The sequence below is a fragment of the Staphylococcus ureilyticus genome (genome assembly GCF_002902235.1).
Taxonomy (GTDB): Bacteria; Bacillota; Bacilli; order Staphylococcales; family Staphylococcaceae; genus Staphylococcus; species Staphylococcus ureilyticus.
This window is the reverse complement of record NZ_PPRL01000008.1, coordinates 1-11,882: the sequence shown is the minus strand read 5'-3', so window position 1 is coordinate 11,882 and position 11,882 is coordinate 1. Positions and strand designations below refer to the sequence as shown.

The window sequence follows — 11,882 nt, the reverse complement described above, 5'->3', positions numbered from 1 at the left end:
GAGTAGTAATGCCATATGTACGCTCATTCCTTTATTATTATTTACTTCTATACTAAATATAATCTAAAATAGTTATATAATTAAGAGGATGTACGTTCTATTTCAAGGTATTTATGAAATGTAAAACTAAATTATTCAAAGAATTATATTATGCTTTTACTGAAGATGGTAAGAAGAATTTTCAAAAGATTTATAAGGAATTAATTTTTTATAAAATATTATAAAATATATAATACTTTCTTTTTTACTGACATTAAGTGTCTAAGGTAGGGATTAAGTGGTATTGTTGTAGATCTCTAAAGTGAGGAACCATTAGATGCTATTGTATTTTAGCCTAACAACAAAAATAGGTAAATCGTATTTTCTGTATAAACAAAATTTTCCAGTCCAGTAGTTAGTGCTTACGTATTTCGAAAAAGGTATAATTATTTAAAAAGTAGCTTTAATAAGTTAAGGAGGGAAAATAAATGAGTGAAGTTAAAATGATAACATATGAGCCTATAATTTTTAAAAAAAGAAAAGGAAATAAAATTATAAATGAAAACGTGGATATACCTCCCTTTTTAGATGCCTCTTTTCGAACAGAGCCATCATTAAATAGAGATTATCCAGGAATAACATCATTGTGTAGAAAAAGCAAATTAGCTCCACATTTAAAAGTTGGAGATAAGGTTGTGTACATTACAAAAAAAGGTGAATATACCTTAAAATTTAGACACTGGCGGTTGGTTGCAATTTTAGAAGTGATTGAAACTTTTGAAAGTCATTATGATGCGGCAAAATGGTATAGAGAGAATAATTATGAACTGCCCAAAAATTGTATAGTAGACGATAATCCACCACTTTCTCTCAATAAAACTACAATTAATAGTCAAAGAGAAATTGACAAAATAGAAAAATGGTATAATGAAAGAGCGAAAGAATACCCACAATTTAATATTTGTAAAAAAGAATATGTAGAATTAGAAAATCCGCCAATAATTGATGAGTCAAAAATGAGGATGATTTTTAATAATACTATACCGGGAACACAAAATCCTAAACGTTTGAGTGGAGATCAATATAAAGAATTAATAAAGTTAATATAAAATTTTGTATTTTTATTAAATTTTTAATGAAATCAAAAATAATCATTTAGATTATGTAAAATTTTTGTGAGAAATTATATAATAAATTAAGTGGCGAAGATATTTACAATAGTAGATAAGCTTCGCTATTTTTGTTGAAAAAGTGTCTAAAACGACAATAAAAACCGCATCACTACCCGATAAGCAGAAGCTTATCACAAATAAAGCTAAAAAATAGGTTGTATATAACTCACTTTGAAATTGATTGAATATATAGTAACTTTAATAGAATGCAGCTATTGTGGCGTAGAATATGAGAATCAAAAAATGATTAATATAGTTTGAAGAGAGTGAGCATAAATACTAGAAAAATGGCCAGTAAATGAGTTTACTATAAACTCATTTACTGGCTTCTCTAATAATTATCAAGACAATTTGCGTTTCTAGGCATACTTTGAAATGCGCTATTTTCTTTAAGAATATTAATATATGACTTGTGTTGGTAATGATAACCTTGGTTAGAGTGTATTGTCATGTGATAGTTAAGATTAGATCTTTTAATTAAAACATTGTTTTAAATATCGATGACAAGGTCTAATGTAGGACGTGTAGATATAAGGTTCGGAATTATATAAATCCATAAAAGGAGATAAATCGAAAACCTTTATACCCTGGGTGGGTATATGTTATAGTATAAGTAGCTTTACTATAACATTTTCATTAGGAGGGGTTAATTTGAATAATAATGGTGAAGAGCATAATCATCAAAATCACATGAATCATTCTAATCAAATGCATCATGATAACCATGCCTCACATCATCATCATAGTGGCCATGCACATCATCATGGAAATTTTAAAGTTAAGTTTTTTGTTTCATTAATTTTTGCAATACCTATCATTCTTTTATCGCCAATGATGGGTGTTAACTTACCTTTTCAATTCACATTTCCAGGTTCTGAATGGGTAGTGTTAATATTAAGTACAATTTTATTCTTTTATGGTGGTAAACCGTTCTTGTCTGGTGGTAAAGATGAAATTGCTACAAAAAAACCAGGCATGATGACCTTAGTTGCCCTAGGTATTTCAGTAGCTTATATTTATAGCTTGTATGCTTTTTATATGAATAACTTTAGTAGTGCAACTGGTCATACAATGGACTTTTTTTGGGAATTAGCAACCTTAATTTTAATTATGCTATTAGGACATTGGATAGAAATGAATGCTGTCGGAAATGCTGGAGATGCTTTAAAGAAAATGGCAGAACTGTTACCTAATAGTGCTATTAAAGTTATGGATAATGGCCAACGCGAAGAAGTTAAAATATCAGACATCATGACTGATGATATCGTCGAAGTAAAAGCCGGAGAAAGCATTCCAACAGATGGTATTATCGTTCAAGGACAAACATCTATAGATGAATCCCTAGTCACTGGAGAATCTAAAAAAGTACAAAAAAATCAAAATGACAACGTCATCGGGGGTTCTATTAATGGGTCTGGAACAATACAAGTCAAGGTTACAGCTGTGGGAGAAGATGGATATCTTTCTCAAGTTATGGGACTTGTTAATCAAGCACAAAATGATAAATCTAGTGCTGAATTGTTATCTGATAAAGTGGCGGGTTATTTATTCTACTTTGCTGTAAGTGTTGGCGTGATTTCTTTTATTGTCTGGATGCTCATTCAAAATGATGTTGATTTTGCATTAGAACGTCTTGTAACTGTGTTAGTCATTGCTTGTCCACATGCTTTAGGCTTGGCAATACCTTTAGTCACTGCACGTTCTACTTCAATTGGTGCACATAATGGTTTAATTATTAAAAATAGAGAGTCTGTAGAAATAGCTCAACATATCGATTATGTAATGATGGACAAAACTGGTACTTTAACTGAGGGTAACTTTTCTGTGAATCATTATGAGAGCTTTAAAAATGATTTGAGTAATGATACAATATTAAGCCTTTTCGCCTCATTAGAAAGTCAATCTAATCACCCATTAGCTATAAGTATTGTTGATTTTGCGAAAAGTAAAAATGTTTCATTTACTAACCCACAAGACGTTAATAATATTCCAGGTGTCGGATTAGAAGGTCTAATTGATAATAAAACATATAAAATAACAAATGTCTCTTATCTTGATAAACATAAACTTAATTATGACGATGACTTGTTTACTAAATTAGCTCAACAAGGTAATTCAATCAGTTATTTAATTGAGGATCAACAAGTCATTGGCATGATTGCTCAAGGAGATCAAATTAAAGAAAGCTCAAAACAAATGGTAGCTGATTTACTATCAAGAAATATTACACCAGTCATGCTTACAGGTGACAATAATGAAGTGGCACACGCTGTCGCAAAAGAATTAGGTATTAGTGATGTCCACGCACAACTCATGCCAGAAGATAAGGAAAGCATTATAAAAGATTATCAAAGTGACGGTAATAAAGTCATGATGGTCGGAGACGGTATCAACGATGCGCCGAGTCTTATAAGAGCGGATATTGGTATAGCAATTGGTGCAGGTACAGATGTTGCAGTGGATTCAGGTGATATCATACTTGTTAAAAGTAATCCATCAGATATCATTCATTTCTTGACCCTTTCAAATAATACTATGAGAAAAATGGTGCAAAACTTATGGTGGGGTGCAGGTTATAATATTGTTGCTGTACCTTTAGCAGCTGGTATTTTAGCATTTATTGGCTTGATTTTATCACCTGCAATAGGTGCTATTTTAATGTCTTTAAGTACAATTATCGTTGCAATTAATGCCTTTACATTAAAATTAAAATAAAAGATAGGAGTTTTATTATGATTAAAAAATTATTTTTTATGATATTAGGATCATTACTAATATTATCAGCTTGCTCCAATAATGATGAAAAAGATAAAGACACTAATGACCAAAAAAGTGAGAGCCATATGAAGCATAATGATGAAAGTAAAGTTCCAGAAGATATGAAATCGACTAATGAGGGTGAATTTAAAGTGGGAGATAAAGTAACGATTACAGCAGGGCATATGCCAGGTATGAAAGGTGCAGAAGCTACTGTAAAAGGTGCGTATAAAACATATGCCTATGTTGTAAGTTATAAACCCACAAATGGAAATGAAAAAGTAAACAATCATAAATGGGTCGTAAACGAAGAGATTAAAGATGCACCTAAAGATGGATTTAGTAAGGGCGATACTGTTAAATTAGAAGCAAGTCATATGTCTGGTATGAAAGGTGCTACAGCCAATATAGATAACGTGAAAAAGACTACTGTTTACGTAGTTGATTACAAATCCAAAGATAATGGTAAAATCATTAAAAATCATAAATGGATGACAGGAAATGAGCTGAAAGCACGATAAAAATCTAGTTCTAAATTGAGAAATAAATAGATATAAAAATATCCTCCTTAATCAATAATTTAAATAACTTATTATTGTTAAGGAGGATATTTTTTAGTGTGTAAATTAAAAAGAATTTTAGAAGAATAACATTTATCAAAAAACTGTTCATTACCTTATTAATTGAAATTATATAATTAAAAACCGCATCATTAGCCAATACGCAGAGCCATATAATAAATAATCCTGAAAATCCACCCAATTTAAAGATTAATTGGGTGGATTTTTAGTTTAGGTTAAATAATATAAAGATAATAAACATGACACTTGTAAAGCGATTTAATTCTTGTACTTTATCACTAAGATTTAAATAGATAATGATAGGCTTTTTGTTTTTTTGATACAATGTCACAAAGGTCTTTTGAATAATCGAATTCTTTATTATTGATTTTATGTTTCTCTTTTCTAATCCCTTTACGATATCCATAGTTATTGAATGCTATTTTGTGATACTAATACCTAATTTTTGGTGTGTATAATTATAAATATCAGGAGTTGCCTGACAAATTTCATTGATTAAAAGATAAGTTGAATAATTGCAACAATGATTAAAATACTGATGATCCATTTTTGTATGAAGTTAGGGATCTTTTTACTTAATTTCAAACCTAAGGGAGCAAAGAGAATACTCCCTATTATTAGAAATAATGCGTCTTCAAAAGGAATGTAACCTTGTATAAGTTTAATGATAAAGGCACCAATTGAAGATATAAAAGCAATTACTATACTATTAGCAACTACCGTATTCATTGGTAATTTGAATAAAACTAGCAATATAGGAATAATAATAAAAGCGCCGCCTGCGCCAACTATACCTGAAATGATACCAACGAAAAGACCAACCATAACTAATAATGGTTTGTTAAAGGAAGACTGATTTAAATTCGGTTTTACGTTAATAAACATTAAAATTAATGCGATTAAAGCAATGATAATATATATTGCATTTACAAATTCAGCATTAAATAAATTTGCTAGGAGTGCGCCTAACATGCTCCCTGTAATCATACCTCCACTCATATAAATAACTAATGGTGGGGAGAATTCTGTTTTTTTTCGCGCTTTTAATGCCCCACTTAAAGTACTGAAAAAGACTTGACTGGAAGTAAGTCCTGAAGCGATGTATGCACTGTATGCAGGAACACCAAATAGTGGCGGTAATAATAAAATAGCTGGATAAATAATGATAGCACCACCGATACCTACTAGACCCGAAATAAAGCCTCCGAATACACCTATAAGTAACATCATAATAACAGTTGAAATATCCATTATTTACTTTTTACCAATAAGTTAACGGCTTCATTAATCAATTCTTCAGAATTTTCACCATTATCCTCTGCTGCTTTTACACATTCTATTAAATTTTCACTAATGATAATCCCCATCAAACGTTGGATTGAACTTTTTGATGCACTGATTTGAGTAATGACATCTTTACAATCTTTTTCTTCTTCCATCATTTTAATAACTCCATTGAGTTGACCTTGTATTCTATTAATACGATTAATCATTTTTTTATCATAATGCATAGTTATTCCCTCCACTTTTAATTGAATAAAGTCATAATAATAGATAGAACCAAAAATGTCAAATACCCCGTTGGGTATTTGACATGCTGTAAACAATCAGTTAATATACCCCTATAGGTATTTATTAGGAGGATATTATGAAACAATATAACGAAAAGCATATCAACAAATTCAGTAAACAAGAATTAGAAAAATTGGGTGCACAAGGTCAACTGATTGACGTAAGAACAGAAGAAGAATATGAGCTTGCACACATAAATGGTGCGACATTACATCCTGTAGATAAGATTGAATCGTTCAATAAAGATAAAAACACAACCTATTTTGTACACTGTAAAAGTGGTACCAGAAGTGCTAAAGCGAGCGAATATTTAGCTGAACAAGGCTACGACATTGTTAATTTAGACGGTGGCTATAAAGCGTATGAAGCAAAAAACGACGATGATAATACATTAGAAGAAAATACTAATGTAGCAATTAAAGCAGAGCGTAAACAATTTAACTATAGTGGTCTTCAATGTCCAGGTCCAATTGTAAACATCAGTAAAGAAGTGAAAAATATCGAAGTAGGCGAGCAAATCGAGGTTACAGTTACAGATCCTGGGTTCTTTAGTGACATTAAAAGCTGGGTCAAACAAACAGGACATACGTTAGTTAAACTGGATGAAAGTAATAATGGAATTAATGCCATTATTCAAAAAGAAAAACCAAAAGACTTGGAAGTGAACCATACTGCCAAAGGTACGACAATTGTACTATTTAGTGGTGAGTTAGATAAAGCAGTGGCAGCAATGATTATTGCGAATGGCGCTAAGGCTGCAGGCAGAGACGTAACTATTTTCTTTACTTTTTGGGGACTCAACGCGTTGAAAAAGAACCAATCCGTTCATGTTAAAAAGCAAGGTATCGCAAAAATGTTTGACTTGATGTTGCCAAAAACACCTGTACGCATGCCGCTATCTAAAATGAATATGTTTGGTTTAGGTAATATCATGATGCGCTACGTAATGAAAAAGAAAAATGTTGATTCCTTACCGTCACTCATTGACCAAGCAATCGACCAAGATATCAAATTAATCGCTTGTACGATGAGTATGGATGTTATGGGCATTCAGAAAGAAGAGCTCAGAGACGAAGTTGAGTACGGGGGCGTAGGTACTTATATTGGTGATACAGAAAATGCGAATCATAATTTATTCATCTAATTAAATCTATTAAAAAAGGAGTTTCAACATGTTTTTTAAACAATTTTACGATAATCATTTATCTCAAGCATCTTATTTAGTTGGCTGTCAACGTACAGGAGAGGCAATAGTAATTGATCCTGTTCGTGATTTAACAAAATATATGGAAGTTGCAGATAGCGAAGGTTTTAAAATTACACAAGCTGCAGAAACACATATTCACGCTGATTTTGCTTCTGGAATTCGGGACGTGGCAGAACGTTTAAACGCCAATATATATGTATCTGGCGAAGGTGATGATCAATTAAGTTATAAAAATATGCCGGAACATACAAATTTTGTTAAAAATCAAGATATTATTCAAGTAGGTAATATTAAATTAGAAGTCTTGCATACACCTGGTCATACCCCAGAGAGTATTAGTTTCTTACTCATAGATGAAGGTGGCGGCTCAAGTGTTCCAATGGGTTTATTTAGTGGTGACTTTATTTTTGTTGGTGATATCGGTAGACCTGATTTACTAGAAAAATCAGTACAAATGGAAGGTACTACAGAGATTGGTGCAAAACAGATGTATCATTCTATAGAAGGTGTTAAAGATTTACCAGATTATATTCAAATATGGCCTGGACACGGTGCTGGAAGTCCTTGTGGTAAAGCATTAGGTGCCATACCAATGTCTACGCTAGGTTACGAAAAAATTAATAACTGGGCATTTAATGTAACAGATGAATCTAAATTTGTTGAAACATTAACATCAAATCAACCAGCGCCACCCCATCACTTTGCACAGATGAAAAAAATTAATCAGTTTGGTATGAACATGTATCAACCATACGACGTTTTTCCTAGTTTAGATAATGCAAGAATAGCCTTTGATCTTCGTAGTAAAGAAGCCTTTCATGGCGGTCATACTGAAGGTACAATCAATATTCCTTACAACAAAAACTTCATTAACCAAATCGGTTGGTATTTAGACTATGAAAACAGTATAGATTTAATTGGTGATAAATCTACCGTTGAGCAAGCAACACATACTTTACAATTAATTGGCTTTGATAATGTAGCAGGTTATCGTTTACCAAAATCAGAAATTTTAACCCAATCCATCCATAGCGTTGATATGACTGGTAAAGAAGAATATATACTTGACGTACGTAATGAAGAAGAGTGGAATAATGGGCACTTAGATCAAGCAGTCAATATTCCGCATGGTAAATTATTAAATGAAAATATTCCATTTAATAAAGAGGATAAAATATACGTACATTGTGAGTCAGGTGTTAGAAGCTCAATAGCAGTGGGTATATTAGAAAACAAAGGCTATGAAAATGTCGTGAATATTAGAGAAGGCTATCAAGATTTCCCAGAATCATTAAAATAATTTAAAGATGTGGAAAAGTGAGTAGTCATATCAAATTGTTATTGTAAGACAATCAGATATTATAATACCACCAAGTTTATTTAGAATAAATAGAAGTTTAAAAGAAATATAGATATGATTCCTAATTAGTCATAATAGCAATAGATTTATAAAATTAATATAAAACCTTTTCTAGTGGAAATGTAGTGAGCCCAAAAAGTTTTACTTTTTGGGCTCACTACATAATTAATGGTTTTTTACTATCTTTTACATTGAGATAAAGTACTATAATTACACGAAATCAATTATTTTAATTTATAATGGTTACTTTAATAACTATACTTATAAAATTTATTCTTTGATTATGAACGAGAAAGATTAGTAAAACATTATACCTATTATAATGCCTATTAGTACAATAGACCAGGAAGGTAATTTATAATACACCAGGAATACGAATAATGAGCTAGCTAGAACAAAGTCTAATTCTGATTTAATAGTTGAAGCCCAAATCGGATTATAAAATGCAGCGATAAGAATACCGACTACACCCGCGCTTATACCTTTTAAAAAACCTTCAGCATAAGTGTTAGATTTAATATCATCCCAAAATGGTAACACTCCAAATAATAATAGAAATGCTGGTAGGAATATAGCGACAGTAGCCAAAATTCCTCCTCCAATACCTTCTATAGACATGCCAATATATGAAGCGAACGTAAATAATGGTCCAGGTACAGCTTGAGCAGCAGCATAACCCGTTATGAAGCTGTCAGGTGATATTAAACCTTGTGGTACAAATTCATTTTCTAATAAAGGTAATACGACATGACCACCTCCAAACACTAAAGAACCAGATCTATAAAAACTATCGAACATTCTAAGCCATAAATTATTCGTCATAGAACTAACTATAGGTAATACAATTAATAGTAAAAAAAATAATGAAATTGAAATAAACCCTAACATTTTAGGTAATTTAAATGTCTTCACTCTTAAATTATTTATGTCTGTAGAGGTTTCTTTTAAAAAGATAAGACCATATATACCAGTAATAGATAATGCGATTACTTGAATGTAAAGATTATCAATTGTTAGAGATAATATAAGAACAAATAATGCCAATGTAATGGTACTTTTAGTATTTGTTAATTTTTTACCCATACCTATTACGGCTTGGGCAACAATGGCAACAGCTACTAGTTTTAATCCTTGCATCCAAGTTAAACTAGAATCATTGTTAATAATTAATGCTGAAAAAACCATAAGTATAATCACAGAAGGAAGTGTAAAACCAATAAAAGAAATAATTCCTCCCAGAATTCCTCCTCTAATAGTTCCTATACCAATACCAACTTGGCTGCTTGCAGGTCCAGGTAAAAACTGGCATAGCGCTACTAAATCTGAGTATTCTTTTTCATCAAGCCATTTTCTTTTCTTAACATACTCATCATAAAAATAACCTAAGTGGGCAGTTGGTCCTCCAAATGATAGTAATCCAAGTTTTAATGCAACAAAAAATATATTTATATATTTATACATAAAAAACTCCTTGTATTTAGCTGATTAATTTTTTACTTAGCTATTAAATTCTTTAATTTTTTTGCCAATTTCATCTCTAACGCGTTGGAACTCTGACCACTCTTTACCTGCTGGATCATCAAAGCCCCAGTGTTCTTTTTTAACGTTTGGTGGTAATATAGGGCAATTATCGTCTGCATCGCTACATAACGTCACGACCAAATCTGATTGTTTTAAAAAATCATTATCAATCAAGTCTGACGTATGGTTTGATATATCAATATCTACTTCTTTCATAGCTTCTATTGCTTTAGGATTAACACCATGTGTTTCAATACCAGCAGAATAGACATTCCAATCTTCACCCAATATTTCCTTTCCCCAACCTTCAGCCATTTGGCTACGACAAGAGTTTCCTGTACATATAAAATAAATTGTTTTCTTATCCATAATTAAAGCCTCTTTTCTTAAAATATGATTAGTGTAAGGTATAAACCTAAGAGTGTTACAAATAGGACTGGAATAGTAATGATAATTCCAGTTTTAAAGTATGTCCCCCACGAAATCTTCACACCTTTTTGAGTAAGTACATGTAACCAGAGGAGTGTTGCTAACGAACCAATGGGTGTTATTTTAGGTCCTAAATCAGATCCGATAACATTCGCATAAATCATACCTTCCTTGAGTATGCCTGTTGTTTGAGATTGACCAATCGCTATTGCATCTATTAAAACAGTTGGCATGTTGTTCATAATAGATGAAAGGAATGCAGCTATAAAACCCATGCCCATGATACTACTAAATAAGCCGTAACTTGAAATATTTGTTAGGACATCCCCATCACTGCCTCCAAAATCCATTGGTTTTATAATTACTGGGAAAGTAAATTCTTTGATACATTCTTTCAATTCTGTTGCATCATTAAATTGTATCGACTTTGCTGTAGGAATGTTTGCTTTTTCAAATAAGGATTTCATGATGTGCTTGTTTCTGCAAGCTTTAATAACCTTTGGTTCAAGGTAAGGCAAACCGTAGTCTCGATTTAATTGATTAGCTACTTCTAATGTCCAATCATTTAAGGGGACGATGCTTTTTGGTTCGTACCCCTGAATTTGATAATATGCTATCTCTTTCTTTATCTCTTCATAGCTTAAAGGATTGGCATCAATGCAAAAATCAAAATACGCATTGTACTTATATTTTGCATTTTGAATTGCTGTCCATATTTGAAAATCACCGATTGCTTTGCCACCAGCGTAAGCATGTTCTCTTAAAAACTGATCTGCACCTAATAACAATAGATATTCTGTCATATGAGCTTCCTAATTTTTATGAAATGATTAATATATAAAATAATACTATATAAAATTATATTTGGAATATAGTTGGAATGAATTTTGGGAAATATGAATTTTATTAATTTGAGTATTTTGAATTGGTTTGAGAGAAGTGTAATGAAATTCGAAGCATGATTAAGAAGATTGGAAATATAAAAAAAGACTAATTCGCTCAAGCGAATTAGTCTTTTTACAATTAAGAGTGGGGGTCGTTCTAAACTCTCAATTGAAGCCCTACAATTGTTAGTTGTTTTTAATATTCGATATTCGGTGCTTTATTCACGTGTTTTTGATAACGTTTTAAAGCGCAAAAACCGATAGCGCCGATTACTGAAACTACTAATAGTTTTTTCATTTTTTTCACAATCCTTTAAAATTATTATGCATTAAACTACTATTTACTATAATAGTTTAGGTTTAAGCTTTTAGAAGTTTGTTGACGTGTACGTCTCATTAAATCAGGATCTTCAATTAATG

Annotated in this window: 11 protein-coding genes; 5 read left to right on the top strand and 6 right to left on the bottom strand. The window is 31.4% G+C overall.

Going from position 1 to position 11,882, the window contains the following annotated elements:
• Positions 1-467: 467 nt before the first annotated feature.
• From CD150_RS01065 to CD150_RS01055, 3 genes are all read left to right on the top strand, one after another.
• Complete coding sequence (locus tag CD150_RS01065; RefSeq protein ID WP_103161257.1) at positions 468-1,088, top strand: hypothetical protein; 621 nt, start codon at positions 468-470, stop codon at positions 1,086-1,088.
• A 714-nt stretch (positions 1,089-1,802) separates the two neighbouring features.
• Positions 1,803-3,866 (top strand): heavy metal translocating P-type ATPase, encoded by a 2,064-nt coding sequence (locus CD150_RS01060; protein ID WP_019468537.1) that lies wholly within the window; start codon positions 1,803-1,805, stop codon positions 3,864-3,866.
• Positions 3,867-3,883: 17 nt separating this feature from the next.
• On the top strand, positions 3,884-4,429 hold the full coding sequence (locus CD150_RS01055) for a YdhK family protein (RefSeq protein ID WP_000592150.1): 546 nt from the start codon (positions 3,884-3,886) through the stop codon (positions 4,427-4,429).
• A 555-nt stretch (positions 4,430-4,984) separates the two neighbouring features.
• Here the strand turns inward: CD150_RS01055 and CD150_RS01050 are convergent.
• Both CD150_RS01050 and cstR read right to left on the bottom strand, forming a co-directional pair.
• Positions 4,985-5,740: a sulfite exporter TauE/SafE family protein gene (locus CD150_RS01050; protein WP_019468538.1), complete on the bottom strand. Its 756-nt coding sequence runs from the start codon at positions 5,738-5,740 to the stop codon at positions 4,985-4,987.
• The gene (cstR, locus tag CD150_RS01045; RefSeq protein ID WP_019468539.1) at positions 5,740-6,000 is read right to left on the bottom strand and encodes a persulfide-sensing transcriptional repressor CstR; all 261 of its coding nucleotides are present in this window, start codon (positions 5,998-6,000) and stop codon (positions 5,740-5,742) included. The genes CD150_RS01050 and cstR overlap by 1 nt, the downstream gene beginning before the upstream one ends.
• A 137-nt stretch (positions 6,001-6,137) precedes the next feature.
• On the opposite strand from cstR, the gene cstA reads away from it, so the two are divergent.
• Together cstA and cstB are read left to right on the top strand one after the other, a co-directional pair.
• Positions 6,138-7,205, top strand: a complete 1,068-nt coding sequence (gene cstA / locus CD150_RS01040) for a persulfide response sulfurtransferase CstA (protein WP_019468540.1) — start codon at positions 6,138-6,140, stop codon at positions 7,203-7,205.
• A 28-nt stretch (positions 7,206-7,233) separates the two neighbouring features.
• Positions 7,234-8,568 carry a persulfide dioxygenase-sulfurtransferase CstB gene (cstB, locus tag CD150_RS01035; protein WP_019468541.1) on the top strand — a complete coding sequence of 445 codons (1,335 nt, stop codon included), beginning with the start codon at positions 7,234-7,236 and terminating at the stop codon, positions 8,566-8,568.
• Between the two features lie 357 nt (positions 8,569-8,925).
• Here the strand turns inward: cstB and chrA are convergent, their stop codons facing one another.
• The 4 genes from chrA to CD150_RS01015 all read right to left on the bottom strand — a co-directional run bounded on the left by chrA (position 8,926) and on the right by CD150_RS01015 (position 11,760).
• Complete coding sequence (gene chrA, locus CD150_RS01030) at positions 8,926-10,089, bottom strand: chromate efflux transporter (protein WP_019468542.1); 1,164 nt, start codon at positions 10,087-10,089, stop codon at positions 8,926-8,928.
• A gap of 36 nt (positions 10,090-10,125) precedes the next feature.
• Complete coding sequence (gene arsC, locus CD150_RS01025; RefSeq protein WP_019468543.1) at positions 10,126-10,518, bottom strand: arsenate reductase (thioredoxin); 393 nt, start codon at positions 10,516-10,518, stop codon at positions 10,126-10,128.
• A 17-nt stretch (positions 10,519-10,535) separates the two neighbouring features.
• On the bottom strand, positions 10,536-11,381 hold the full coding sequence (locus tag CD150_RS13975) for an ArsB/NhaD family transporter (protein ID WP_019468544.1): 846 nt from the start codon (positions 11,379-11,381) through the stop codon (positions 10,536-10,538).
• Between the two features lie 277 nt (positions 11,382-11,658).
• Complete coding sequence (locus CD150_RS01015; protein WP_019468545.1) at positions 11,659-11,760, bottom strand: SE2200 family small protein; 102 nt, start codon at positions 11,758-11,760, stop codon at positions 11,659-11,661.
• Between the last annotated feature and the right edge of the window lie 122 nt (positions 11,761-11,882).

Bases quoted from the DNA above. Each gene is read 5' to 3' on its own strand.
- cstR (WP_019468539.1), bottom strand. From the start codon at position 6,000: ATGCATTATGATAAAAAAATGATTAATCGTATTAATAGAATACAAGGT.
- CD150_RS01015 (WP_019468545.1), bottom strand. From the start codon at position 11,760: ATGAAAAAACTATTAGTAGTTTCAGTAATCGGCGCTATCGGTTTTTGC.
- cstB (WP_019468541.1), top strand. From the start codon at position 7,234: ATGTTTTTTAAACAATTTTACGATAATCATTTATCTCAAGCATCTTAT.
- CD150_RS13975 (WP_019468544.1), bottom strand. From the start codon at position 11,381: ATGACAGAATATCTATTGTTATTAGGTGCAGATCAGTTTTTAAGAGAA.
- cstA (WP_019468540.1), top strand. From the start codon at position 6,138: ATGAAACAATATAACGAAAAGCATATCAACAAATTCAGTAAACAAGAA.
- CD150_RS01050 (WP_019468538.1), bottom strand. From the start codon at position 5,740: ATGGATATTTCAACTGTTATTATGATGTTACTTATAGGTGTATTCGGA.
- arsC (WP_019468543.1), bottom strand. From the start codon at position 10,518: ATGGATAAGAAAACAATTTATTTTATATGTACAGGAAACTCTTGTCGT.
- chrA (WP_019468542.1), bottom strand. From the start codon at position 10,089: ATGTATAAATATATAAATATATTTTTTGTTGCATTAAAACTTGGATTA.
- CD150_RS01055 (WP_000592150.1), top strand. From the start codon at position 3,884: ATGATTAAAAAATTATTTTTTATGATATTAGGATCATTACTAATATTA.
- CD150_RS01065 (WP_103161257.1), top strand. From the start codon at position 468: ATGAGTGAAGTTAAAATGATAACATATGAGCCTATAATTTTTAAAAAA.